Raw genomic sequence first — 24,987 nt, 5'->3', positions numbered from 1 at the left:
AGAGCGCGGATCACGGGGCCGTCCGCCGGGCCGGCACGGTGCTCGGCCGCTCCGTCGCTCAGGTCTCCGAGCGGTACATCAGGTCCGTCTCGTGGGTGAGGAAGCCGAGGCGTTCGTAGACTGTGACGGCGGCCGTGTTGTCGGCGTCGACGTAGAGCATGGCCGTCGGCAGGCCCTGCGCGGCCAGGTGGCGCAGGCCGATGGCGGTCAGGGCCTTGCCGAGGCCGCCGCCCTGCGCGCCCGGCCGTACGCCGAGTACGTAGACCTCGCCGATGCCCTCGTCGGCGTGCACCTTGGTCCAGTGGAAGCCGACCAGCCGGCCGTCCCGCTCGGCGAGGAAGAAGCCCTTCGGGTCGAACCAGCCCTCGGCCTTGCGGGCGTCCAGGTCGCGCTGGGTGAGGGAGCCCTGCTCGGGGTGGTGGGCGAACGCCTCGGCGTTCACCGCGAGCCAGGCCGCGTCGTCGGCGCCCGGCTGGAAGGGGCGGATGGTCACGCCCTCGGGGAGGCGGGGTTCGGGCAGGTCCAGGTTGGTCAGGGGGCGGCGCATCTGCCGCAGCTCGCGGAACATCGTCAGGCCGAGGGTCTGGGCGAGGTGCCGGGCGGACGGGTGGCCGCCGTGCGCCCACACCCGCAGCCGCCTGCCGGACTGCTCCATCAGCTCGCCGCCGAGCGCCCGGCCGTGCCCACGGCCGCGGTGCGCCGGGTGCACGACCAGCTCGGCGGCCGGGGCCTCCACCGGGTCGGTGTCCTCCAGCTGCCCGTAGCCGACCAGTTCCTCGCCGTCGTCCGCCGGCACGTACACCAGCACGTGCCGTACGCCCTCCCGGGCCCCGCCGCGCAGTTGCAGCCGCCCCTGTTCGGACACGGCGGGCTGCCCGTCCGTCCGTGCGGCCTGCTCGATCAGTGCGAGGGCCGTGGCGGCCTCCTCCGGCGCCAGCTCGGCGGCCACCTGAATCCTGCGGCCGGTGCGGCCCGTCTCCTGTGCAGCGTCAGTCATGCTTCGAAGCGTACGGCGCCGGGGCGGGACACCGGGTGCCGACCGGGCAGCGCCACGGCCGACGGCAGGCAACCGGCGGGCCGCCCGGCGGCCGGGCCGCATCGGCTTTCGGTCATCGGCCCGTCACCTTCCGGCCCCTGTTGCGCTACGCGCGTTGACCGTAGGCTGCCGTCCGCCCGGACTCGTCCCGCGCGTCCCTGGGACACGTACGACGCGCACGGGCCGGCCGCCTCGCCCGCACGCACGGCGCCGCCACCCGACCGGCCCACGAAGGGGACCACATGCCAGCGACATCTCAACGGCGGCGCCGCATCCGCGGCTTGACGGCAGGGACCGCCGTACTGGCCGCCGCCGTGGGCGTCACCGCGGCGGCCGTACCGGCCGGGGCGGGCCCGCGCACGGACCACCGCGCCGACCGGTCGCACGGCCGCACCGTCGATGTCCAGCTGCTCTCCTTCAACGACTTCCACGGCAACCTCGAACCGCCGCAGGGATCGTCGGGGACGGCGGAGGAGACGCAGCCGGACGGCGGCAAGAAGACGGTCGCGGCGGGCGGCGTCGAGTACCTCGCGCAGGCGCTGCGCACGGCCCGTAAGGGGCACCCGTACTCCGTCACCGCGGCGGCCGGCGACATGATCGGGGCCAGCCCGCTGCTCTCCGGGCTCTTCCACGACGAGCCGACCGTCGAGGCGATGAACAAGCTCGGCCTGGACGTCACCTCCGTCGGGAACCACGAATTCGACGAGGGCCGGACCGAGTTGACCCGGATGCAGCGGGGCGGCTGCCACCCGAAGGACGGCTGCTTCGAGGACGGCAAGACCTTCAAGGGCGCCGATTTCCCGTACCTGACGGCCAACGTCACCGACGACAAAACGGGCAAGCCGCTGCTCAAGCCGTACACCGTCTGGAAGCACAAGGGCGTCAAGATCGGCTTCATCGGGGTGACCCTGAAGGGAACCCCCGACATCGTGAACGCCGAGGGGGTCAAGGGACTGAAGTTCCACGACGAGGTCGCCACGATCGACAAGTACGCCAAGGTCCTCGAACGGCAGGGCGTGAAGTCGGTCGTCGCGCTCATCCACGAGGGCGGGATGCCCGCCTCCACCTCGTACAACTACGACTGCGACAGCCCGGGGCCGGGCGACGGCATCTCCGGGCCGATCACCGAGATCGCCAAGAAGGTCACCCCGAAGGTCGACGCGCTGGTCACCGGACACACCCACCAGGCGTACGCCTGCACCATCCCCGACCCTTCCGGGACTCCCCGTACGGTCACATCGGCCGCCTCCTTCGGCCGGCTCTACACCGACACCACGCTGACGTACGACCGCAGGACCCACGACATCGTGCGCACCCGCGTGCACGTGCCGGGCGCCGCCAACCACGTCGTGGACCGCAACCGGCCCAAGGCCGCGGACATGACGTCCCTGATCGCCCGCTGGAACAAGCTGGCCGCGCCGGTCGCCGGGCGGCCCGTCGGCCACATCTCCGCCGACATCGCGGGCCGCGGCGCGAACGCCCCCGAGTCGCCCCTGGGCGACGTCGTCGCCGACGCCCAGCTGGCGGCCACCGCGGACACCGGCAAGGGCGGGGCGCAGCTCGCGCTGATGAACCCCGGCGGCATCCGCTCCGACCTCGCGTACGCGGCGTCCGGTGGCGAGGGTGACGGGGTGGTCACCTACGGGGAGGCGTTCACCGTCCAGCCGTTCACCAACATGATGCGCGTCGTCGACCTCACCGGCGCCCAACTGATCGCCGGGCTTCAGCAGCAGGTCAGCGGCCCGAACGAAGGCTCGCCGAAGATCCTCCAGGTGTCCGAAGGGCTCACCTACACGCTGGACATGACCAAGTCGGGCGCCGCCCGCGTGGTCAAGGACTCGGTGAAGTTGAACGGCAAGGCCATCGCCCCGGCCACGACCTACCGCGTCGCCATGAACGAATTCCTGGCCGGCGGCGGCGACGGATTCCCCGCGTTCAAGGACGGCAGGAACCCCCACGTCGGCCCGTCGGACCTGGACGCCTTCACCGCCTACCTGACCGCGCACTCGACGGCCCAGAAGCCCCTGGACCCGCCCAAGGCGGACCGCATCACAGTGGTGAAGTAGGGAAGACCGCAATCCTGTTCCGCCTTTCCCGTACAGGAAAGGCGGAACAGGAAATCCGGCATGGGAAATACGGTACGGGGTACGGGATTCGGGGTACGGAGAACGCACCGCCCGGAAAATTTCGGCCAAGTCGGCGCGACAATCTTCGCTTAACTCGCTTACCGCCGGTAGGACTTGCGTGCGAGGGTCCTGCGCATGGTGGGATGTGCGGATGCGAACCCCCACACGCATATCTTCACCCTCGGCGCACCGGGCGTCCGCGACACCCGCGGCGCCCTCGGCAGCCCTGTCCTCGTCCGACGCCCCGGGGCCCGCCGCACCGGGCCCCGACGACGAGTCGACCCGGGACACCCGCGAGTTCGCACCGGTCAATCCGTACGCGGACCTGGCCGCGCTCGCCGACCCCGAGCCGGAGCCCGAGCCGGTCCCCGCACCCACCGGGATCCCCCTCGGCGAGCGCCGCAGATACCTCAACGAGCGGGACGACAGCGACGACCCGCTCGGCCTCGGCCTGCGCTCCGACGACGAGCGCGACGAGGAGTGGGTGGCGCCCAACCACCGCCGCACGAAGCGCGGCATCAGCCGCTTCGCCGCCGTGCCGCTCACCCTGAAGCTGCTGGTCGCCGTGCTGGTGTGCGCGGCGTTCCTCACCCTTTCCGACCGGTTCGCCGTCCTTTACGCGCAGAACAAGGCCGAGCAGCAGATCAAGAAAGCGATGCACCTCACAGCGGCACCGGAAGTCGAAATCAAGGGCTTCCCGTTCCTCACCCAGGTCGCCGACAAACACCTCGACCAGGTCGACGTCACCATTCCCGATGTGGCCGCCGACCGCGTCTCGCTGGCGAAATTCGAGGCGAGTGCCCGCGATATACGACTGGACGGCGATCTGCCCAGTTCCATCAAGGGCGCCACGATCGGTTCCATGCACGGCAGCGTGCTGCTCGCGTTCGAGGACATGAATCGCGAACTGGGCGCATCGCAGGTGAAATTCAGCGAAATGGGGCCGAACGCGGTCCGGGCCGTCGGACAACTGCCGATCGCCGGGCACGAATTGCGTGTCCACGCCCAGGCCCGCATTCAGCAGGCGGGCGACCGCGGCGTCTCCACCCAGATCAGCAAGATGCGCCTGGACATCGGCGACGTCGCCGTCTACCGGCCGGGCACCGGCAAGGAAGAGGGCCTGCGGCTGACCCGCAAGGCCGCCGACGAGCTGAGCCGGCAGGCCGCCAAGGTGAAGGCGATGCTGAGCGTCCCGGCCATCGCGGACCGCATCGGCATCCCGCAGGAGTACATCGACCAGGCCCTGCACAGCGAGAAGAAACTGCACGAGCTGACCGGCGCCCCGCGGTTCGTCGAGAAGCTGATGAAGGTCAACCTCGTCGACGTGGTCGTCGACCACCCGTGGCTGCTCCAGAAGGTCGGCATCGACCCGAAGGTGCTCGGCGCCCTGACCGGCCTGACCAAGCCGCAGCTCGCCGACCAGCTGTCCCTCTCGTTCCGCCTGCCCAAGACACCGGGCGACGTCCGCCTCCGCCACATCTCCGTACAGGAGGACGGCATCCGCGCCGAACTGACCGGCTCCGACCTGCCGTTCGGCGACGCGGCGAAGAAGACGGAACGGCAGCAGGGCGAGGACGCGGGGGCGAAGAGGGGCTGAGGGGCGCCGGGCGCCGTTTCTGCCAGGGGGGCGACGATTGCCGCGCACCGGATGCTGACCAGGTCACCACCCCGGGCGGCCCTATCGCCCCTCGACGCGAGCGCGCAGCTCCACCGCCCTCGGGTCGTCGAAGCTGTCGACGATGCGCAGCGCCTCAGCGCGGTGGCGACGGGACCGGTCGCCGTCGTCCGCGGCGAGTGCGTCGGCCAGAGCGTCGAGGGCCAGCGCCTCCTGCCAGTGGTCACCCAGTTCACGGTGCGCCGCCACCGCGCGGCGGTGAAAGTCGGCCGCCTCCACCAGGCGTCCCATTGCCCGGTACGTCTCGCCCGCACCTTGCCAGGCCATCGCCTCGCGGCTGCGGTCGCCGAGGCGGCGATGGAGCGCGGCGGAGCGCTGGAAGGAGACGAGCGCTTCGGAATGCTCGCCGAGTGCGCGTTGAGCGTTGCCCAGCGCGATGAGCCAGAAGCCCTCCAGGACGTGATGCCGCAGGTCGAGGGCGATGTTCACGGCCTCCGTCGCTGCACGGCGCGCCTCGGCTGGCGCACCTCGCTCCAGGTGGATCGAACTGAGCAGCCGCAGCGCTCTGCCCACGTTGGGCCGGTCGTCCCGGGCCCGGTAGGCGGCCAGCGCCTCCTCGGCATCACGGGCCGCCTCCTCGATCCGGCCCGCTTGGTGCCGGGCGTCCGCAAGATTGATCAACGCGATGGACTCCCAGTACGGGAAACCGAGTTCGCCGAAGGCCGCTCCGGCACGCCGAAATGACGCTTCGGCTTCGGACAGCTCGCGAAGCCGGAGGTGTACCAGACCCAGGAGGTTCAAGGACTGGGCCTCGCCGTAGCGGTCCCCCCTCGCACGCCGGATCGCCAGCGCGCCCTCATGACAATCCCGGCTCTTGGCAAGGAGGTTGGCCCTGGTGTAGCTCATGCCCAGGCATTCGAGCAGCCCGGCTTCACCGGCGGGTTCACCCTGGCGGCGCACCGCGTCCACGCCGATGGGCGCTACGGAGAGCCAGTCGTCAACGGACGTGGAACGCGCCCTCGCGTAGAAAAGGATCGCGGTCAACTGCCAGGCGTGCCGGTCGAGCTCGCCCGCGGCGGCGGCGCGCACGGCCGCCAGAAGGTTCGTGTGCTCGCGCTCGGACCAGTCCACCGCCTGGTCGCGGTCGGCGAAGGCCAGCGGCACCACGCTCTCGGCCGGCGGACCGAGCGGCAGGCGATCCTCATCCGGTTCGACCCAGCCCTGAACGGCATCAGCTGTGTGCACGTACCAGTCCAGGACGCGGCGCAGGGCCGCCGTGTGGCCTTCTGGCGGTTCCTCCCTCCGTGCCTGGTCGGTGGCGTACGCACGCAGCAGGTCGTGGAACTCGTACCGGTCCGGCGCGGTCTGCTCCAGCAGATGTGCGCCGACCAGCGTGTCCAGCGCCTGCCTGGCATGGCTGGCCGGGAGGCCGGCGAGTGCGGCGGCAGCGTGCAGGCTGAACTCGGGCCCCGGGTGGATGCCGAGCAGCCGGAAGAGGCGAGCGGCCTGTGGGGACAATGCGCGATAGGACCAGGCCAGCAGTCGCGATTGCGTACCCGCGCGTAGTGGAGGTCGAAGTCATCGGAGTATTCCTCAAGCGTCAACCATTCCCCCGCCGTGGGGTCGAGGGCAGGAACCTGGAGGTCAACCATCGGGAATGTCCTTCTTCGCGTTACTGAGCATGATCCCGGGGATGATGACCAGCCGTTCGCCTGCGCCCAGCGCGACCCCCTCCGGAAGCCGTGCCGCATAGGCATCGGTGAGGTCCTGGCCGATCACGGCCACGTCACCGTTACTGAGCCGCCAGATATCGGGACAGGTTTTGTTGTCGTCACAGCTTTCCGGATCTTGCTCGTGAAGCGACTGCCCCAGCCGACTCTCGAATAACGCCGAAGGATCCGCCTGCCAAGCCACCATCCCACTCCCTCAATCAGCCTTCGTTGAAAGGGGTTTGTGAGCCAGCGTACATCCGGCCGGCCTACGTGCGAGAGGAGCGCGAGAGCCCACTTTGCGCCAAGCAAACCGATGCCGCTCCAGCCTCCTCCCCACCCGCCACTACGGTGCTCCCCATGGCTACCGACACCGACACCGATACCGGCACCGATACCGATACCGCGACAGCGACCGCGATCAGGAACGTTCTGGAGAGGGAGTGCCCCGGGGTCCGCGTCACGTCGGTCCGTTCGCTCGACAAGGGATATACGAGCAAGCAGTGGGTGGCCGCGACCGACCAGGGGCGGCTGCTGGTCAAGGTGCCGCAGCGGGAGCGGGATCCCGAGCACCTGCGGCGGCTCGTCTCCAGTGCGCAGGTGGCGGCCGAGCACGGCGTCCCGGTGGTGCGGTACCGGCGGCTGGTGCCGCACGAGGCGGCCCTGGGCGGGCCGGTGCTCATCCAGGAGTACCAGGAGGGTGACGCGGCGGGCGAGGTGTGGGAATCCCTCGACGAGGATCAGCGGATGGTCCTGGTCCGGGACCTCGGCGAGGTCACGGGGCGGTTGCACGCCATCGTCGGGCCCCACTTCGGGGACGTGCTGGGCGGCGGGAAGGCGGCGTCGCTTGAGGAGTCGGTCGACGCCGAGGTGGAAGCGCTGCTTCCGCAGGCCGATCCCGGGCTGATCGGGCCTGCCGACGCCCTCCGGTCCACGCTCGCCGCCGCCGTGGCGCGGCTGGCGGACGCGGCGAACGTCCCAGCCCTCACCCACGGCGATCTGTGGCTGCCGAACCTCCTGGTGCGCGACGGCCGGATCAGCTGCGTCCTCGACTTTGAACACGCCACGTACGCGGACCGGTTCCGCGATTTCGGCAAGCTCGACGAGCACATCTTCGACGCATTCCCGGCCGGCCGCGACGTCTTCCTCGCGTCCTACGCCGCCGCGTGCCCGCTGCCGGACGACTGGGAGCTGCGCGTCGGCATCGGGCACGTGCTGCACGCGCTGAACATGCACGTCTACTTCCTGCGCTGGACCCCGCAGTGGGCGCCGCAGTACGCCCGGCAGGTGCGGGAGTGGCTCACGGGAAACGTGTGAGCCGCGCCGTCAGCCGCCGGGCGTAGCGCCGACTCTCCGCAGCCGGTCTACGGCTCGCCCGGCAGATCGGGCGGCGGTGTCGGCGCCCCCGGAAGGGTGAGGACCGCTTCGGTGCCGCCGCCCGGTGCGGCGCGCAGCAGAACGCCGCCGCCCGCCTGCTCCGCCGTGCGGGCCACGATCGACAGGCCGAGGCCGCTGCCCGGCAGGCTGCGGGCGGACGGGGAGCGCCAGAACCGCGCGAAGACGTGCGGCAGTTCGTCATCCGCGATGCCGGGGCCGTGGTCGCGTACGGTCAGTTCGCCCGCCGCGAGACGGACCTCGACGGTGCCGCCCGCGGGGCTGAACTTCACCGCGTTGTCGAGCAGGTTGACCACCGCGCGCTCCAGGGCAGCCGGTTCCGCGCGCACGTACCAGGGGTCGAGCGAGGCCGTCACGGTCAGCGAAGGGCCGCGCAGCCTGGCCCGCTCCAGTGCCGTGCCGACGGTCTCGTGCAGCGCCACGACCCGCACGGAACCCGCGCTGCCGGGGCCCGCGTCGGGTGTGCGGGACAGTTCCTGGAGGTCGCCGATCAGCGCCGCCAACTCCCCCATCTGCGCCTTGACCGAGCCGAGCAGCGCCTCCTTGTCGGCGGCCGGGATCTGCCGCCCGGACCGCTCGCTGCGCACCAGAAGGTCGATGTTCATCTGCAGCGAGGTCAGCGGGGTGCGCAGCTCGTGGCCCGCGTCCGCGATCAGCTGCTGCTGGAGTTCGCGGGAGGCGGCGAGCGCGGCCGTCATGGAGTTGAAGGAGCGCGAGAGCCGGGCGATCTCGTCCTCGCCTTCCGCGGGGATGCGGATGGTCAAGTCCTCGGTGCGCGCGACGTGTTCGACGGCCTCGGTCAGCCGGTCGACGGGTTTGAGGCCGGCCCGCGCGACCCAGAGGCCCGCGGTGGCCGCGCCCAGCACGCCGACCCCGGCGACGATCAGCAGCACCAGCGCGAGCTGGTTGAGCGGCTGGGTGACCTGGTCCATGGGCGCGGCGACGGAGATCGCCAGCCGGTTGCCGCGGGCGTCGGTGATCGGCCCCGGGTAGCGCACCGTCGACACCCGCATCTCGGTGCCGTTGGCGGAGCGGGTGGTGTGCACCGTGCCGACCAGCCGGCCGTCGGCGACCGCGACGTCGGCCCGCTGGGCGGGGATCGCGTCCTTCGCCGGCGAGGTGCAGACGTCGCCGGACGTCGACACCAGCTGGATGGTGTACGGCGTCGGCTGGAAGGTCACCCGGCCCTCCGCGGTGCCCGAGCAGGAGAACTTCAGCGCCTGGACGTAGTCCTGGCCGACGTCGACGCTGCGCAGCGACGTGTCGAGCTGTTCGGTGAGCCGGTCGCGGGTGATCAGCCAGCAGGCGGCGGCCGACAGGGCGACCGCGACGGCGACCGCGACGGCGGTGAGCATCGCCAGCCGGGAGCGCAGCGGCAGCAGCCGGTAGCGGCGGACGGCCCGCCCGACGAGGCCGGGGGCGGGGGCGGCCGTGGCGCCGCCGTCGGGCCCGTGCCCGCCCTGACCTGGCTCGCCGGGGGTGTGCGGGTCGTGCGGGGTGCTCATTCCGCGCCGCCGTCCGCCCGCAGCACGTAGCCGACGCCGCGCACGGTGTGCACGAGGCGCGGCTCGCCGCCCGCCTCCGTCTTGCGCCGCAGGTACATCACGTACACGTCGAGCGAGTTGGACGTCGGCTCGAAGTCGAAGCCCCAGACCGCCTTGAGGATCTGCTCGCGGGTGAGGACCTGGCGGGGGTGCGCGAGGAACATCTCCAGCAGGGTGAACTCGGTGCGGGTCAGCTCGACCGCCCGGCTCCCCCGGGTCACCTCGCGGGTCGCCAGATCCATCCGCAGGTCGCCGAAGGACAGCGTGTCGCCCTCCTCGGGCGGCGCGCCCGCGGCTGCCGCGTACGAGCTGCGGCGCAGCAACGCGCGGATACGGGCGAGGAGTTCGTCCAGCTCGAACGGTTTGACCAGGTAGTCGTCGGCGCCCGCGTCGAGCCCGGTGACCCGGTCGCCGACGGTGTCGCGCGCGGTGAGCATCAGGATCGGCACGGTCACCCCGCTCGCGCGCAGCCTGCGGGCGGCGGTCAGCCCGTCCATCCGGGGCATCAGCACGTCGAGCACGATCAGTTCGGGGTCGTAGGCGGCGACCTTCTCGACCGCGTCGAGGCCGTCGACGGCCTGCTCGGTGCCGTATCCCTCGAAGGCGAGCGAGCGCTGCAACGCCTCGCGGACCGCTGGCTCGTCATCGACGATCAGGATGCGGGCTGGCTGATCACCGTGCTCGGCGGGGCTCATGTGTGTGACTACCTCGGGGTGCGGTACGGACGGCTGCCGGCTCAGACACGGGCGCTGAGCCTGCCCTCAGCCTTGCACGGTGCCGCGGTGTGCGCCGCCCGCGCACCGGGCGATGGCCGCAGCCAGCGCACGGCGCGCGCGGTGGACCGGAACGGTGATCTTGTGGGCCACGGTGGCCTCCTGGTCGTACGGGGACGGTGCGGCCGGCGGCCCGCGGGGGCTCGCCGACGGGGCTCAGATCCCGCTGTTGCTGCCGCCGCTGCCGCCGCCGCGCAGCCCGTCGAGGTCGGACTTGACGGTGTTGATCGGGATGGCGAAGCCGAGGCCGACGCTGCCCGCCGTGCTGCTTGCCGCCGAACTCGGCGCGTACATCGCGGAGTTGATGCCGATGATCTGACCCTGCATGTTGATCAGCGCGCCACCGGAGTTGCCGGGGTTGAGCGAGGCGTCGGTCTGGATGGCCTTGTACGAGGTCTTGGACGAGCCGGTGTCGCCGTTGTACTGGTTGCCGCCGAACTCGAACGGCCACTCGTCGCCGCCCTGGCCCTGGCCCCGCTGCCCCTGGCTCTCGCTCTTGGGGACGGTGACGTCGCGGTTGAGTGCGGAGACGATGCCGCTGGTGACCGAGCCCGTCAGGCCCTCGGGCGAGCCGATCGCCACGACCTGGTCGCCGACCGCGACCTTGTCGGAGTCGCCGAGGCTCGCGGCGGTCAGGCCCTTGGCGCCCCGGACCTTGATCAGCGCCAGGTCCTTGTCGGGGTCGGTGCCCACCACGTCGGCGGTCTTGCGGCTGCCGTCGCTGAAGGTGACGGTCACGACGCGGGCGCCGGACACCACGTGGTTGTTGGTGACGATCTCGCCCTTGCCGGTGACGACCACGCCGGAACCGGTGGACTCGCCCTCGGCCGACCGCGCCTGGATCTCCACTATCGCCGGGCTGACCGCCTTCGCCACTCCCGCGACGCCGCTGGTGGTCTGGCCCGCGTTGACCAGCGGCGTGGAGACGGTGGACCCGCTGTGCCCGGCCTTGCCCGCCAGCAGCGCGGCGCTGCCGCCGCCGATGAGACCGGAGGCGAGCGCCACCGCCGCGATCAGCGCGACCGGGCGGCGGGCCCTGCGCCGCGGCGCGGCATCCGGCGCGTACGCGGGCGGCGGCGGGAATGCCTGCTCGCCGCCCTGACGGGGCTCGTAGCCGTAACCGTACGGCCGGTCCTGGGGCGTCTCGTCACCGCTGGGGCGGTAGCTCTCGGTCATGTGATTACTCTGCGAGCGGTCCATGAGAACGGTCTGAGAGTGTCCTGAGAGACCCGACAGAAGTGGGTATGCCCGGTATAAGGAACCGTCGCTTCCGCTCCGGGCCGCGACGGCCGACGGGAGATCAGCCCCCGCAGCCGCAGGACCTGCGCACCACCAGACGCGAGGGGAACTGCCGCAGCCGCTCGCGGCGCGACCCCACCACCCGCAGCCCGTCGTCCAGCACGAGGTCGACGGCGGCCCGCGCCATCGCCTGGCGGTCGGAGGCCACGGTGGTCAGCGGCGGGTCGGTGAGCCCGGCTTCCTTCACGTCGTCGAAGCCCGCGACGGCCAGCTCGCCCGGCACGTCGATGCGCAGCTCCCTGGCGGCCCGCAGCACCCCGATCGCCTGGTCGTCGGTCGCGCACATCAGGGCCGGCGGCCGGTCGGGGCCCGCCAGCAGCTCCAGCGCGACCCGGTAGGCGTCGTAGCGGTTGTACGGCGCCTGGAAGTAGCGCCCCTCCAGCGACTTCCCCGACTCCTGCATGGCCCGCCGCCAGCCTTCGACGTGGTCGGTGACCGGGTCACCCGACTTGGGCGTGGCCTCCGTACCGCCGAGGAAGGCGACGTACGGGTGGCCGTGCTCCAGCAGGTGCCGGGTGGCCAGCTGCGCGCCCCAGATGTCGTCCGTCATGACGGCGACGTCGTCGATGGCGTCCGGCCTGCGGTGCAGCAGCACCACCCGGGCGTCCCAGGCGTCGATCTCGGCGGCGGCGTGCTCGCTGGGGCCCTGGCTGATCAGGATCAGTCCGGAGACCCGCATCCCGAGGAACGCGCGGAGGTAGTGCACCTCGCGCTCGTCCAGGTAGTTGGCGTTGCCGACCAGGACCATCTTTCCGCGCTCGGCGGCGGCCTGTTCGACGGCGTGCGCCATCTCCGCGAAGAACGGCTGTCTGGCGTCGGGGACGATCAGACCTATGAGGTCGGTGCGGCGGGAGGCCATCGCCTGCGCGACCCGGTCCGGCCGGTAGCCGAGTTCCTTGATCGCGGCGAGGACCCGCTCGCGGGTGGCCGGGGCGACCGGCCTCGGTCCGTTGTTGATGACGTAACTGACGACGGCGGTCGAGGTACCCGCCAGCCTTGCCACATCATCCCGCGTCACCTTGGCCACGCGCGGCAGTCTACGCGGGTGGTGCCAGGCTGCTACCAGCAGTTCACGGACCGGATCGTGCGGCTTGCGCACCGCCGGATCGCGCGCCTCCGGGCGGGCCGGGCGGCGGCGGGCCCTCCCGGGCCACCGCCGGCCGCACCGGCCCCGTCACCTCCGTGCGTTCACCTCTTGGCGGACCGGCTCCCGGCCGCTTCCCTGGCGGCGGCCGGCTCGCTCCGGGCCGCCTGCTCCCGTGCGCCGTCCGCCGCCGGGCCCGCGGCCCGCTCCCCGGCCTTCGCCTTCTCCTGCGCCTTCGCCTCGGCCGCCGCGCGCTCGACCTTCTCCGGGGTCACGAAGCGGTAGCCGACGTTGCGGACGGTGCCGATCAGCGACTCGTGCTCGGGGCCGAGCTTCGCGCGCAGCCGCCTGACGTGCACGTCGACGGTCCTGGTGCCGCCGAAGTAGTCGTAGCCCCAGACCTCTTGGAGGAGCTGGGCCCGCGTGAACACCCGGCCCGGGTGCTGCGCGAGGTACTTCAGCAGCTCGAACTCCTTGAAGGTCAGGTCCAGGACCCGGCCCTTGAGCTTGGCGCTGTAGGTGGCCTCGTCCACCGACAGGTCGCCGTTGCGGATCTCCATGGGGCTGTCGTCGGTGGTGATCTGCTGGCGCCCCATGGCCAGCCGCAGCCTGGCCTCGACCTCGGCCGGGCCCGCCGTGTCCAGCAGGACGTCGTCGACACCCCAGTCGGCGGTGACGGCCGCAAGACCCCCCTCGGTGACGACCAGGATCAACGGACAGCCGGGGCCCGTGGACCGCAGCAGCTGGCACAGCGACCGCACCTGCGGCAGGTCGCGGCGGCCGTCGATCAGTATGACGTCGGCCCCTGGGGTGTCGATGAGGGCCGGGCCCTCGGCCGGGGCCACCCGCACGCCGTGCAGCAACAGGCCGAGCGCGGGCAGCACCTCCGTCGACGGCTGAAGTGCGTTGGTCAGCAGCAGGAGGGAACTCACTTCCGACCACCTGCCCGATACCCGGCCCGTTTGCTTCGGTACTGCTCGCTTCGCTCGCCCATGACGTCTGGTTCCTCCTCGGTCCCTGCGACGGGGGCACCACCCGGCCTCGGCCGGGGGAGTCTGCGGCACTGCTTCGAACGATGCTTTCGGCCACGCTCGGGGGCCTGCCCGAAAGCACAAAAGGATCCGGGGGCAACGCTGCCCGGATCCTTCATGCCCAGCAGAATAGCTCACATGGTGTCCGGACCCGAGGCCGATCTTGAACGTTCCTGTGTTCCTTCGATCACGTCGCGTGGCCGCCGCGCGGCGCTGCTGACCGACGACGGCGTACGCATCGAGGCCGCGTACGAACCCAGAACACCCGGCGTTCCCGCTGGTCAGAACGGTGGGACCGAGCGTCCTTCGGAGGACCTCGCGATCGTCCTGGCGCACGGCTTCACCGGAGCGCTCGACCGGCCGGCGCTGCGCCGCGCCGCCACCGCCTTCCGTGCGCGGGCCGCCGTCGTCACGTTCTCCTTCCGGGGCCACGGCGGCTCCGGCGGACGCTCCACTCTCGGCGACCGGGAGGTCGGTGACCTGGCCGCGGCCGTCCGCTGGGCCCGCTCGCTCGGGCACCGCCGGGTCGCCACCGTCGGCTTCTCGATGGGCGGTTCCGTCGTCCTGCGGCACGCGGCGCTGCACCGTCCCGGGGAGCGCAGGGGGCGCACGGACGCACACGCCGATGCGGTCGTCGCGGTGAGCGCCCCCGCGCGCTGGTACTACCGGGGCACTCCGTCGATGCGCCGCCTCCACTGGGTCGTCACCCGGCCCACCGGGCGCCTGGTCTCCCGGCTCGGCCTGCGCACCCGGATCCACCCCGAGGACTGGAACCCGGTGCCGCTCTCCCCCACCGACGCCGCCCCGCTGATCGCACCGACCCCCCTGCTGATCGTGCACGGCACCCGCGACCCGTACTTCCCCCTCGACCACCCCCGCATGCTGATGGCCGCCGCCGACCCGGCCGCCACCGACCTGTGGATCGAACCGGGCTTCGGCCACGCGGAGAACGCGGCGGGGGCCGGGCTGCTGGGGCGGATCGGGGACTGGCTCACCGAACGGCCGCCCGGCACGGCCACGGGCTGAGCCGGGGCGGCGGCCACCGCCCCGGCGCCGGCCGTCACTCCGTTTCCGCCACCGCCTCCGCGAACTGCGCCGCGTACAGCCGGGCGTACGCCCCGTCGGCCGCCAACAGGGCGTCGTGGCTGCCCTGTTCGACGATGGCGCCGGACTCCATCACCAGGATCAGGTCGGCGTCGCGGATGGTCGACAGGCGGTGCGCGATGACGAAGCTGGTGCGCCCGGTGCGGAGCTGGGCCATGGCGTGCTGGATGAGCACCTCGGTGCGGGTGTCGACGGAGCTGGTGGCCTCGTCGAGCACCAGGATCGCGGGCTCGGCGAGGAACGCGCGGGCGATCGTGATCAGCTGCTTCTCGCCGACCGATACGTTGCCGCCCTCGTCGTCGATGACGCTGTCGTAGCCGTCGGGGAGGGTCCGCACGAAGCGGTCGACGTGGGTGGCCTTCGCCGCCTCGACGACCTTCTCGAACGGCGTGCCCTCGGGGGCGCCGTACGCGATGTTCTCGGCGATGGTGCCGCCGAACAGCCAGGTGTCCTGGAGGACCATGCCGATCTGGGCGCGCAGTTCCTCCCGCGGCAGCTCGGCGATGTCGGTGCCGTCGAGGGTGATCCGCCCGCCGCTGACCTCGTAGAACCGCATCAGAAGGTTGACGAGGGTGGTCTTGCCCGCGCCGGTCGGGCCGACGATGGCGACGGTCTGTCCCGGCTCGACGGACAGCGACAGGTCGTCGATGAGCGGCTTGTCCGGCTCGTAGCGGAAGGACACCTTCTCGAAGGCGACCTTGCCTGCGGCGCGCACCGCGTCCGCGCGGGCGCCGGGCGGCCGGGTGTCGGGCTGCTGCTCGTCGGCGTCGAGGAGTTCGAAGACCCGCTCGGCCGACGCGACACCTGACTGCACGAGGTTGGCCATCGAGGCGACCTGGGTGAGCGGCTGGCTGAACTGCCGCGAGTACTGGATGAACGCCTGCACGTCACCGATCGACAGGGCACCGGCGGCGACCCGCAGCCCGCCGACGACCGCGACCAGCACGTAGTTGATGTTGCCGATGAACATCATCGCGGGCTGGATGATGCCGGAGATGAACTGCGCCTTGAAGCCGGCGGCGTGCAGCGCGTCGTTCTGCTCGCGGAACAGCGCCGCGGCCTCCCGCTGCCGTCCGAAGACCTTCACCAGCGCATGGCCGGTGTACATCTCCTCGATGTGCGCGTTGAGCTTGCCCGTCGTCTTCCACTGCTGGACGAACTGCGGCTGCGCCCGCTTGCCGATCTTCGCCGCGACGATCACCGAAACCGGCACCGTGAACAGCGCGACCGCCGCCAGCAGCGGCGTGATCCAGAACATCATGGCGAGTACGCCGACGATGGTCAGCAGCGAGGCCAGGATCTGGCTCAGGGTCTGCTGGAGCGTCTGCTGGATGTTGTCGATGTCGTTGGTCGCCCGGGAGAGCACCTCGCCGCGCTGCTGCGTGTCGAAGTAGCTCAGCGGCAGCCGGGACAGCTTCTCCTCGACCTGCTCGCGCATCCGGAAGACGGCGCGCTGCACGACGCGGGTGGCGATCCTGGCCTGGAGGAAACCGAAGAGCGCGGCGAACGCGTAGATCAGCGTGACGCCGAGCAGGACCGTGCCGATCGCGCCGAAGTCGATGCCGTGGCCGGGGACCACCGGCATCGCGCCGACCATGTCGGCGAGCCCGCCCTGGCCGTGCGCCCGCAGCTGCGCGGCGGCCTGCTCCTTGGTGAGACCGGCCGGCAGCTTGCGGCCGATGAGCCCGGAGATGACCAGGTCCGTGGCGTGCCCGAGCACCTTGGGCCCCAGGACGTTCAGCGCCACGCTCACCACGCCCAGCGCCATCGCGACGGACATGATGCCGCGCTCGGGCCGCATCTGTGACAGCAGCCGCAGGCCGGAGCGCTTGAAGTCCATCGACTTCTCCGGCGGCCCGCCCATCATCCGGCCAGGTCCCGCCGCGGGCGCCGGGCCACGGCGCGGTGCCGCCGCAACCGGGGTCTCGGTACGGGAGGCCGTTCCCTTGTCCGGGGTGGTCACGCCGCCTCCTGCTCGGTGAGCTGGGAGAGCACGATCTCCCGATAGGTTTCGTTCTCCGCCATCAGCTCGGTGTGGGTGCCGGTGCCGACGATCCGGCCCTCGTCCAGGACGACGATCCGGTCGGCGCCGCGGATCGTGGCGACCCGCTGCGCGACGATGACGACGGTCGCCCGGTCGGTCTCCCGGGACAGCGCGGCCCGCAGCGCCGCGTCCGTCGCGTAGTCGAGCGCCGAGAAGGAGTCGTCGAAGAGGTAGATCTCCGGCTTGCGCACCAGCGCGCGGGCGATGGCGAGCCGCTGCCGCTGGCCGCCGGAGACATTGCCGCCGCCCTGGGCGACGGGCGCCTCCAGGCGGCCCTCCATGCGCTCGACGAAGTCGCGTGCCTGCGCGATCTCCAGCGCGTGCCACAGCTCTTCGTCGGTGGCGTCCGGATTGCCGTAGCGCAGGTTGCTCGCGACGGTCCCGGAGAAGAGGTACGGCTTCTGCGGGACCAGGCCGATGGCGCCGGCCAGCGTCTCCTCGTCGAGGGTGCGGACGTCCTCGCCGTCGACCAGGACCTCGCCGCCGGTCGCGTCGAAGAGGCGGGGCACCAGCCCGACCAGGGTGGACTTGCCGCTGCCTGTGGAGCCGATGACGGCGGTGGTCTCGCCGGGGCGTGCGACGAGCGAGATGTCCTTGAGCACCGGCTGTTCGGCGCCGGGGAAGCGGAACTCGACGTTGCGCAGCTCCAGTTCACCGCGGGTGCGCAGGGCGGTGACCGGGTTCTGCGGCGGCGCGACACTGGTGTCCGTCGCCAGCACCTCCTGGATGCGCTCGGCGCAGACCTCGGCGCGCGGCAGCATCATCACCATGAACGTCGCCATCATGATCGACATGAGGATGTACATCAGGTAGCTGAGGAACGCGGTCAGCGCGCCGATCTGCATGGCACCGCTGTCGATCCGGTGCCCGCCGAACCAGACCACGGCCACGCTGGAGAGGTTCACGACCAGCATGACCAGCGGGAACATCGTCGACATCAGCCGCCCGGCCCGCACCGACACGTCGTACAGATCGGTGTTGGCCTCGGCGAACCGCTCCTGCTCGTGCCGGTCACGCACGAAGGCGCGGATCACGCGGATACCGGTGATCTGCTCGCGCAGCACGCGGTTGACGGTGTCGATCCGCTCCTGCACCCCGCGGAAGATCGGACGCATCCGGCGCACGATCAGCGAGACGAGGATCCCGAGCACCGGGACGATGATCAAGAGGAGACCGGAGAGCGGCACGTCCTGATTGAGCGCCATGACGACGCCGCCGACGCACATGATCGGCGCCGAGACCATCATCGTGAACGTCATCAGGACCAGCATCTGGACCTGCTGGACGTCATTGGTGGTGCGGGTGATCAGCGAGGGGGCGCCGAACGTGCCCATTTCCCTGGCCGAGAAGGACTGCACCCGGTCGAACACCGCGGCCCGGATGTCACGGCCCAGCGCCATGGCCGTCCGCGCACCGAAGTAGACGGCGCCGATGGCGCACAGGATCTGCAGCAGGGTCACGGCGATCATGAAGCCGCCGGTGCCGAAGATGTAGCCGGTGTCCCCCTTGACGACGCCGTTGTCGATGATGTCGGCGTTCAGAGTGGGCAGATAGAGGGTGGCCAGCGTCTGTACGAGCTGGAGGAGGACGATCAGGGATATCGAGCGCCTGTGGGGCCGCAAATGCGCCCACGCGAGTCGGACCAACACCTTTCGACCCTATGCGAACGCTTGCCCGCGGCAATCGAATATCCGAAGACGTGCAGGACGGCCCCGGGAGCCTTTGCCAGAACTTGCCCGAGCCGGACCGGCCGCGGTGTGCGCCATCATGGACGACGCATCACCACGCATCACGACGTACACGACGCACACAACGAAGAGGCCGCCGTGACAACAACTGGCACCGTGCGCTACTGGGCAGCCGCCAAGGCCGCCGCGGGCACGGCCGAGGAGCCCTACGCGGCGGCGACGCTCGCCGAGGCGCTGGACGCGGCACGCGCCGCGCACGCCGCGGAACCTGAGTTCGCCCGCGTCCTGCTGCGCTGCTCGTTCCTGGTGGACGGCAATCCGGTCGGCAGCCGCAATCACGCGGACGTGCCGCTGGCCCAGGGCGGCACGGTCGAGGTCCTGCCGCCGTTCGCGGGAGGGTGAGGACACGACCATGAGCGACCAGCAACCCCAGAACCCGTACGGGCAGCAGCCGTACACCGACCAGCAGTACGGCACCCAGGCCCCGTACACCCCGCCCCCGCACGGGCAGGCCCCCTACGGCCAACCCGCATACGAACACCAGCCGCAGCCGCAGCCGCAGCAACAGCCGTACGCACCACCGCAGTACGGGCAGCCGCAGCAGCCCTCGCACGCACAGCAGCAGTACGGGCAGCAGCAGTACGGGCAGCCGCCGCACGACCAGGCGGCGTACGGCCCGCAGGCGTACGACCGGCAGGCATACGCCGCGCAGGGTTACGACCAGCAGGCGTACGCCGCGCAGGCGGCGCACCCGCCCGCCGCACCCGCCGCACCCGTCCCCGCTCCGGCCGCCGCGACCGCCACCGCACCCGAGGCCGCCGCCCCGGCACCCGCCGCCCCGCTCGCGCCGAACCAGCGGGCCCGCGCCGAGGGCCGGTCGCCGATCATCCCGCCCGGTATCCAGCCGGCCGCGCTGACCGCCGCCCTCGCCCTGCTGCTCGCGCTCGCCGCGCCGCTGGGACAGCCGGTGCTGTGCGTGCCCGTGGTGCTGCTCCAGGCGGTCACGGCCGCGGGCTGGTTCCGGCTGAACGGCATGTGGCCCGCCCGCCAGGGCATCGCGCTGGCCTTCCTCGCGGGGGTCACGACCGACGTCGCGCTGCTGGTCACCGACCACGGCAGCGCCCCCCTTGTCGCCATCGCCACGCTCGGCGTGTGGTGCCTGTTCGTCCTCGTGCTCCAGCTCCGCAACCGCGGCAGCGCCGACGAGCGGATGTCCGCGCTGACCGCCGGGCTGACCGCCACCGCCCTCGCGGTGCTCGCGTCGGGCCAGCTCGCGGCCCAGGCGGACGCGGTGACGGCCGGCGCCGCCGCGGTCGCGGTGGCCGCGCTCGTCCGCGCGCTGCCGCTGCCGTCCGCCGCGACCCTGGTCCTGGCGCTGCTCGCCGCGGCAGGCGCGGGCTACGGCGTGGGACAGCTGAACGGACTGGACACGGCCGGCGCCCTGCTGGGCCTGGCGGCCGGCGTCTGCGCCCTGATCGGCCTGCGGGTGGCCAGCTACGACTACCCGTCCCGCTTCGTCCACCTGACGGCAGGCGTCGCCCTGCCGCTGACGCTCGCCGCCCCGGCCGTCTACATCCTGGGCAACGTCATCGGCTAGCCGGAACCGCCACCGCCCTGAACGGCCGCCGGAGCGCGTACCTGCGCCTCCGGCGGCCGTTCCCGTCGTTTGCGGCACGCTCTCGTTTAGGCTCGCCGTGCGGTGTGGGCAGGGGGTCCGTGCCGTACGGACAGAAGCGAAGCGGCCGGGCGACCGGCCAGGTGTGGGGGTAAGGGTTCGATGCGTGCGCTCAGGTGGCTGCTGGTCATCGTCATCGTCATAGGCGGTCTTTTCGTGGCCGCCGACCGGGTCGCGGTGAACATCGCCGAGGACAAGGCAGCGGACAAGATCCGCAGCAGTCAGGGGCTCTCGGCCGCCCCGACCGTCTCCATCGAGGGCTTTCCGTTCCTGACCCAGGTGGCGGGCCGCAGCCTGGACGAGGTCCACGCCGAGCTGAACGGCATCGAGGCCAACGCCGAGGGGCACACGCTGCGCATCGACAAGCTCAGCGCGACCTTCCACGACGTGGCCCTGTCGAGCGACTTCTCCTCGATCGAGAACGCCGCGAGCGCCACCGGCACCGCCAAGATCTCGTACGCGGACCTGACCAAGGCGTCAGGCGCGAACGTCAAGGTGAGCTACGGCGGCCAGAAGGACGGCCACAGCCAGGTCAAGATCTCGCCGAGCATCCCGCTGCTCAGCTCGCTGGAGGTGACCGGCACGATCTCGGTCTCCGGCGGCGACACGCTGCGGCTGCGCGCCGACCGGATCCCGGCCGTGTGCGGGGCGATCCCCGGCTGCACGGACAAGGTCCGCGGCCAGACCGACCACGAGTGGAAGCTGGACCAGCTGCCCGGCAACCTGAAGCTGGACAAGGTCACCGCGGGGTCGGGCGGCATCTCGATCTCCGCGTCCGGCAAGGACGTCAAGCTCCCCGGCTGACCCCGTTCCGGTCGGCCGCCCCCACACCGTCCAATCGCTGAGACATCGCGTTCCGTAAGCCGACCCCCCACCCGCACAGCGCCGCCCGGCACCCGTCACACACGGCCGGGCGGCGTCTGCCGTCTCGGATCACGGACAATCACGTCTCATCATCCGACACACCGGTGACAGGCCCCGGTGTGCGTCCCTACGATCGGCAGCATGCAGAGCGCATTGAGCGGTCTCCGTTTCCGGGGACAGGCGAACCTCACGAAGCGGCGGGCAGTTGATCTGTGCCGCGTCGCCGCCATGCTCTGTCGCCCTGTCTGACGGGCCCCGCACCCGTCCCGCCGCCCGGACTTCCGGGCCGGCCCTTCCGCACCTCCCCCGCGCAGCGCCGCGCGCAGCAGTCCGCCGCGCACACCCGGCACAACCGCGTGCACGACCGCAATCACCCCCCGTAACTGCCCCGGAGGAAGAACATGAGCCGTAGTGACGTTCTGGTGGACGCCGACTGGGTCGAGGCCCACCTCAACGACCCGAAGGTGGTCATCGTCGAGGTCGACGAGGACACCTCCGCGTACGAGAAGAACCACATCACGAACGCCGTCCGGATCGACTGGCAGAAGGACCTCCAGGACCCGGTCCGCCGCGACTTCGTCGACCAGGCCGGCTTCGAGAAGCTGCTGTCCGAGAAGGGCATCGCCAACGACGACACCGTCATCCTCTACGGCGGCAACAACAACTGGTTCGCGTCCTACGCCTACTGGTACTTCAAGCTCTACGGCCACGACAGCGTGAAGCTGCTCGACGGCGGTCGCAAGAAGTGGGAGCTGGACTCCCGCGACCTGGTCGCCGAGGTCCCGCAGCGCGCCGCGACCCAGTACAAGGCGAAGGCCCAGGACACCTCCATCCGCGCCTTCCGTGACGACGCCGTCGCCGCCATCGGCAACAAGAACCTCGTCGACGTGCGCTCCCCCGACGAGTTCAGCGGCAAGCTGCTCGCGCCGGCGCACCTCCCGCAGGAGCAGTCGCAGCGCCCCGGCCACATCACCGGCGCCCGCAACATCCCGTGGTCGAAGAACGCCAACGACGACGGCACCTTCAAGTCCGACGAGGAACTGAAGGCCCTGTACGAGAACGAGGGTGTCGACCTGGCCAAGGACACCATCGCCTACTGCCGCATCGGTGAGCGTTCCGCGCTCACCTGGTTCGTGCTGCACGAGCTGCTGGGCCAGGCCAACGTCAAGAACTACGACGGCTCCTGGACCGAGTACGGCTCGCTCGTCGGCGTCCCGATCGAGCTCGGCGCCGCCAAGTAACCCGCGCGCCAGCGCCCTCCTTCGAAACCCCTCAAGGAAGTACGTCATATGTGTGGAGCACAGGCCGGCGGCCCCGACGCCTCGACCATCAAGCCCGGTGAGACCACCATCCAGGGCAGCGTGACCCGCGACGGCGAGCCCGTCACCGGCTACGTCCGTCTCCTGGACAGCACCGGCGAGTTCACCGCCGAGGTCCCGACCTCCGCGACCGGGCAGTTCCGCTTCTACGCGGCCGAGGGCACCTGGACGCTGCGCGCCCTCGTCCCCGGCGGCACCGCCGACCGCACCGTCGTCGCCCAGCAGGGTGGCCTGGCGGAGGTCGCCATCGCCGTCTGACGGCATCATGGAACGGTCCGCGCCCGGCTCTCCGCCGCCGCGGAACGCACGGCCGGAGGGCCGCACCCCGGGGTTTGGACGCCTTGCGCGGGGTGCGGCCCTCCGCGCTTGCCGGGCGCCCGCCGTCCGGACTTCTTTCCGGCGGCGGGCGGACTTACCGTGGACTTATGCACGCGCCTCGTTGGCTGCCCCCACAACGCCGTCATCGCTGGTACTTCACGATGATGGGCGTCTGCCTCACGCTCTTCATCCTGGCCTGGAGCGTGGTGCGGCTGTGGTCGGTCACGGCGGCGGTGGTGATGTGCCTGGTGGCGATGGTGATCCCGCCGGTCGCGGCGATCGTCGGCAACCGGCGTGGCCCGCAGGAGCGCTGGTGGGACGAGTCCGGCGACCCGGAGTCCGACCGCTGGTGGCGCGAGCTGGACGACCGGGACGACCGGCACTCGAAGTAGCCGCGGGCGGGCGGCTCAGTAGACCAGCGCCTGCACACCGTCCGGCATGATCTCGCTGACGAAGAACTGCGAACCGGCGATCCCGGCGCCCTCGATGAGGTCCTTCTGCTCGATGCCGCGGCGCGCCGCGCACTGCGTGCACAGGGTGATCGCGCCGCCGCCCGCGAGGATGCCGTCGATCAGCTCGGGCAGCGGTGCCGCGTGCGGCAGCTCGAACTCCGCCGCCCGGCCCGGCAGCGCGAACCACGCCGCTTCCCCCGTCAGCCACAGGGACACCTCGACGCCGCTGGCCACCGCCACCGCCGCCACCGTGAACGCCTGCGAGCACCGCTCGGGCGCATCGGCACCCGCCGTCACCTTGATCACGAGCTTCTTCGCCATGGGGCCACCCTAGAAGACCTGGGGCGGCCCCGGCGGATCACCGCTCGTCGGCGTACACGGTCTCCAGGAACTCGCCGATGGTGCGGTTGAAGACGTCGGGACGCTCCATGTTCGGGTAGTGGCCCACGCCTTCGATGGTCAGGGCGCGGCCGTCGGCGACGGTGCGGGCGAGCTTCTCGGTCATGGCGATGAGGCCGGGCGCGTCCAGGGCGCCGCTGACGGCGAGCAGCGGCACGGTGACGTCCGCCGCGCGGGCCGCCGCGTCCCGCACCGGTACGTAGTGGTCCGGCTCGTCGACGGTGTGCTTGGCGACGGTCCTGGCGCTCGCCTCCCGGATCCGCCGCACGATGCCGGGGTCGACCTCCTCGCGTGTGCGGTGCGGGCCCGCCACCCAGTCCGCGATGTTGTCGAGCCAGCGCTCGATGTCACCGGCGGCCAGGGCGTCGTCGGACCGCGGGTCGTTGACGGGACCGTCGAGCACGCCGCCGCCGCTGATCACCAACGCCCTTACCAGATCGGGGTGTTCCAGCGCGGTGTCGACGGCGGTGATCGCGCCCATCGACAGGCCGACGAGGGCCACGGGGCCGGTGCCGAGGTGGCGCAGCAGCGCGGCGAGGTCGTCGGCCGGGCGGAACGGGCGGCTCGCGTTGGCGGATCCGCCGTGCCCGCGGGCGTCCGGCGCGATCACCCGGTAGCGCTCCGCGAGGACCGGCACCTGGTCGTCCCACACGGTGTGGTCGGCGAAGCCGCTGTGCAGCAGCACCACGGGCGGGCCGCTGCCGGTGTCGCGGTAGGCGAGGTGCCCGTCATCGGACGCGAACGTGAAGAGGTCGGAGGCGTCAGTCATGACGATCAAGGTGCCATGACACACAGACTTTGACAACCAAGTTGTCACTATCGCTGATATGGCAACCCAGGTGTCACCATGGCCCGGTGACCGACCACCACGACGACCCTCCCCTCCCTCCCGACGCCGTCGCCGACCGGCTCACCGAGGTGTTCGCCCTGGTCGGACCGCTCTACCGGCGCGTGCAGCGCAAGGTGGAAACGGACGCGCCCGGCCAAGGGCTCTCCGTCGGCATCCGCGCCGTCCTCGACCTGCTCCGCGAGCACGGCCCCCTCACCGTCCCGCAGATGGGCCGCGCCCAGGCCCTGAGCCGCCAATTCGTCCAGCGCATGGTCAACGACGCCGCCGCCCGCGACCTCGTCGAGACCCGGCCGAACCCCGCCCACCAGCGCTCCCCGCTCATCCGGCTGACCGACCGGGGCCGGGCGGCCATCACCGCCGTCACCACCCGCGAGCGCGCCCTGCTGCGCCAGATCGAGGGCGACCTCACCGACGCCGACGTCACCGCCTGCCTCCGCGTCCTCGCCCGGATGCTGGACCTCTTCGACGACGTCGACGTGAACTGACGCGGAACGGCGGCCCGTCCCCTGGCCCGGCGGCGGGCGGGGAACCTCACAGCGCCACCCCGATCGGCGACGACTAGACTCGGACCCGGTCCGTATCACCTCACTCCGTCCAAGGAGCGCGCTCGTGCTTGAGGCAGTCTTCACCACCCTGCTCGTCCTCGTCGGCGTCGGCGTGAT

At 71.5% G+C, this 24,987-nt stretch carries 24 protein-coding genes; 12 read left to right on the top strand and 12 right to left on the bottom strand.

Annotated features, from left to right (window positions below; translation table 11 throughout):
* Positions 1-58 precede the first annotated feature (58 nt).
* On the bottom strand, positions 59-997 hold the full coding sequence (mshD, locus tag ACIBK8_RS30870) for a mycothiol synthase (protein ID WP_399045442.1): 939 nt from the start codon (positions 995-997) through the stop codon (positions 59-61).
* Between the two features lie 281 nt (positions 998-1,278).
* Between mshD and ACIBK8_RS30865 the strand changes: the two genes are divergently transcribed.
* Positions 1,279-3,102 carry a bifunctional metallophosphatase/5'-nucleotidase gene (locus ACIBK8_RS30865; RefSeq protein ID WP_399045440.1) on the top strand — a complete coding sequence of 608 codons (1,824 nt, stop codon included), beginning with the start codon at positions 1,279-1,281 and terminating at the stop codon, positions 3,100-3,102.
* 211 nt (positions 3,103-3,313) lie between these two features.
* Positions 3,314-4,759 carry a DUF2993 domain-containing protein gene (locus ACIBK8_RS30860; RefSeq protein ID WP_399045438.1) on the top strand — a complete coding sequence of 482 codons (1,446 nt, stop codon included), beginning with the start codon at positions 3,314-3,316 and terminating at the stop codon, positions 4,757-4,759.
* Positions 4,760-4,840: 81 nt separating this feature from the next.
* On the opposite strand, the gene ACIBK8_RS30855 is transcribed toward ACIBK8_RS30860, so the two are convergent.
* On the bottom strand, positions 4,841-6,295 hold the full coding sequence (locus ACIBK8_RS30855) for a tetratricopeptide repeat protein (RefSeq protein WP_399045436.1): 1,455 nt from the start codon (positions 6,293-6,295) through the stop codon (positions 4,841-4,843).
* Between the two features lie 126 nt (positions 6,296-6,421).
* Complete coding sequence (locus tag ACIBK8_RS30850) at positions 6,422-6,694, bottom strand: hypothetical protein (RefSeq protein ID WP_399045434.1); 273 nt, start codon at positions 6,692-6,694, stop codon at positions 6,422-6,424.
* A 152-nt stretch (positions 6,695-6,846) separates the two neighbouring features.
* Here ACIBK8_RS30850 and ACIBK8_RS30845 point away from each other — a divergent pair, with 152 nt between their 5' ends.
* Positions 6,847-7,803, top strand: a complete 957-nt coding sequence (locus ACIBK8_RS30845; RefSeq protein WP_399045432.1) for a phosphotransferase family protein — start codon at positions 6,847-6,849, stop codon at positions 7,801-7,803.
* 47 nt (positions 7,804-7,850) lie between these two features.
* On the opposite strand, the gene ACIBK8_RS30840 is transcribed toward ACIBK8_RS30845, so the two are convergent.
* The 5 genes from ACIBK8_RS30840 to ACIBK8_RS30820 form a co-directional block, all read right to left on the bottom strand.
* Entirely contained in the window at positions 7,851-9,386 is a 1,536-nt protein-coding gene (locus tag ACIBK8_RS30840; RefSeq protein ID WP_399045430.1) for a sensor histidine kinase, read from the bottom strand.
* The gene (locus tag ACIBK8_RS30835; RefSeq protein WP_393688077.1) at positions 9,383-10,120 is read right to left on the bottom strand and encodes a response regulator transcription factor; all 738 of its coding nucleotides are present in this window, start codon (positions 10,118-10,120) and stop codon (positions 9,383-9,385) included. Before ACIBK8_RS30835 ends, ACIBK8_RS30840 begins: the two co-directional genes overlap by 4 nt.
* Before the next feature lie 234 nt (positions 10,121-10,354).
* On the bottom strand, positions 10,355-11,374 hold the full coding sequence (locus ACIBK8_RS30830; RefSeq protein WP_399045428.1) for a S1C family serine protease: 1,020 nt from the start codon (positions 11,372-11,374) through the stop codon (positions 10,355-10,357).
* A gap of 124 nt (positions 11,375-11,498) precedes the next feature.
* A complete protein-coding gene (locus ACIBK8_RS30825) occupies positions 11,499-12,524 on the bottom strand; it encodes a LacI family DNA-binding transcriptional regulator (RefSeq protein WP_393688073.1) in 1,026 nt (341 codons plus the stop codon).
* 161 nt (positions 12,525-12,685) lie between these two features.
* Positions 12,686-13,513, bottom strand: a complete 828-nt coding sequence (locus ACIBK8_RS30820; protein WP_399045426.1) for a winged helix-turn-helix domain-containing protein — start codon at positions 13,511-13,513, stop codon at positions 12,686-12,688.
* 237 nt (positions 13,514-13,750) lie between these two features.
* Here ACIBK8_RS30820 and ACIBK8_RS30815 point away from each other — a divergent pair, with 237 nt between their 5' ends.
* Positions 13,751-14,638 (top strand): alpha/beta hydrolase family protein, encoded by an 888-nt coding sequence (locus ACIBK8_RS30815; protein ID WP_399045424.1) that lies wholly within the window; start codon positions 13,751-13,753, stop codon positions 14,636-14,638.
* A gap of 34 nt (positions 14,639-14,672) precedes the next feature.
* Here the strand turns inward: ACIBK8_RS30815 and ACIBK8_RS30810 are convergent, their stop codons facing one another.
* Positions 14,673-16,583 carry an ABC transporter ATP-binding protein gene (locus tag ACIBK8_RS30810; protein WP_399045516.1) on the bottom strand — a complete coding sequence of 637 codons (1,911 nt, stop codon included), beginning with the start codon at positions 16,581-16,583 and terminating at the stop codon, positions 14,673-14,675.
* A gap of 92 nt (positions 16,584-16,675) precedes the next feature.
* The gene (locus ACIBK8_RS30805; protein WP_399045422.1) at positions 16,676-18,409 is read right to left on the bottom strand and encodes an ABC transporter ATP-binding protein; all 1,734 of its coding nucleotides are present in this window, start codon (positions 18,407-18,409) and stop codon (positions 16,676-16,678) included.
* A 195-nt stretch (positions 18,410-18,604) separates the two neighbouring features.
* On the opposite strand from ACIBK8_RS30805, the gene ACIBK8_RS30800 reads away from it, so the two are divergent.
* From ACIBK8_RS30800 to ACIBK8_RS30770, 7 genes are all read left to right on the top strand, one after another.
* Entirely contained in the window at positions 18,605-18,850 is a 246-nt protein-coding gene (locus ACIBK8_RS30800; protein ID WP_399045514.1) for a MoaD/ThiS family protein, read from the top strand.
* A 10-nt stretch (positions 18,851-18,860) separates the two neighbouring features.
* The gene (locus ACIBK8_RS30795) at positions 18,861-20,045 is read left to right on the top strand and encodes a hypothetical protein (protein ID WP_399045420.1); all 1,185 of its coding nucleotides are present in this window, start codon (positions 18,861-18,863) and stop codon (positions 20,043-20,045) included.
* A 180-nt stretch (positions 20,046-20,225) separates the two neighbouring features.
* On the top strand, positions 20,226-20,927 hold the full coding sequence (locus ACIBK8_RS30790) for a DUF2993 domain-containing protein (protein ID WP_399045418.1): 702 nt from the start codon (positions 20,226-20,228) through the stop codon (positions 20,925-20,927).
* Between the two features lie 201 nt (positions 20,928-21,128).
* Positions 21,129-21,236, top strand: a complete 108-nt coding sequence (locus ACIBK8_RS30785) for an Ms5788A family Cys-rich leader peptide (protein WP_393688062.1) — start codon at positions 21,129-21,131, stop codon at positions 21,234-21,236.
* A gap of 152 nt (positions 21,237-21,388) precedes the next feature.
* On the top strand, positions 21,389-22,228 hold the full coding sequence (locus tag ACIBK8_RS30780) for a sulfurtransferase (RefSeq protein ID WP_399045416.1): 840 nt from the start codon (positions 21,389-21,391) through the stop codon (positions 22,226-22,228).
* Between the two features lie 48 nt (positions 22,229-22,276).
* Positions 22,277-22,564, top strand: a complete 288-nt coding sequence (locus ACIBK8_RS30775) for a DUF1416 domain-containing protein (protein ID WP_030085405.1) — start codon at positions 22,277-22,279, stop codon at positions 22,562-22,564.
* A 167-nt stretch (positions 22,565-22,731) separates the two neighbouring features.
* Positions 22,732-23,016 carry a DUF3099 domain-containing protein gene (locus ACIBK8_RS30770; RefSeq protein ID WP_393688059.1) on the top strand — a complete coding sequence of 95 codons (285 nt, stop codon included), beginning with the start codon at positions 22,732-22,734 and terminating at the stop codon, positions 23,014-23,016.
* Between the two features lie 15 nt (positions 23,017-23,031).
* Here ACIBK8_RS30770 and ACIBK8_RS30765 read toward each other — a convergent pair whose 3' ends face one another.
* Positions 23,032-23,397, bottom strand: a complete 366-nt coding sequence (locus tag ACIBK8_RS30765; protein WP_393688057.1) for a DsrE family protein — start codon at positions 23,395-23,397, stop codon at positions 23,032-23,034.
* Positions 23,398-23,434: 37 nt separating this feature from the next.
* Complete coding sequence (locus ACIBK8_RS30760; RefSeq protein ID WP_399045414.1) at positions 23,435-24,244, bottom strand: alpha/beta fold hydrolase; 810 nt, start codon at positions 24,242-24,244, stop codon at positions 23,435-23,437.
* 86 nt (positions 24,245-24,330) lie between these two features.
* Here ACIBK8_RS30760 and ACIBK8_RS30755 point away from each other — a divergent pair, with 86 nt between their 5' ends.
* Positions 24,331-24,810, top strand: coding sequence for a MarR family winged helix-turn-helix transcriptional regulator (locus ACIBK8_RS30755; protein ID WP_399045413.1), 480 nt, complete (start codon positions 24,331-24,333; stop codon positions 24,808-24,810).
* The last annotated feature ends 177 nt before the right edge of the window (positions 24,811-24,987 follow it).

The sequence above is a fragment of the Streptomyces sp. NPDC050161 genome (genome assembly GCF_044460025.1).
Lineage (GTDB): Bacteria > Actinomycetota > Actinomycetes > Streptomycetales > Streptomycetaceae > Streptomyces.
Note: the sequence above shows the minus strand (reverse complement) of the source record. Positions and strands in the feature narration are given on the sequence as shown.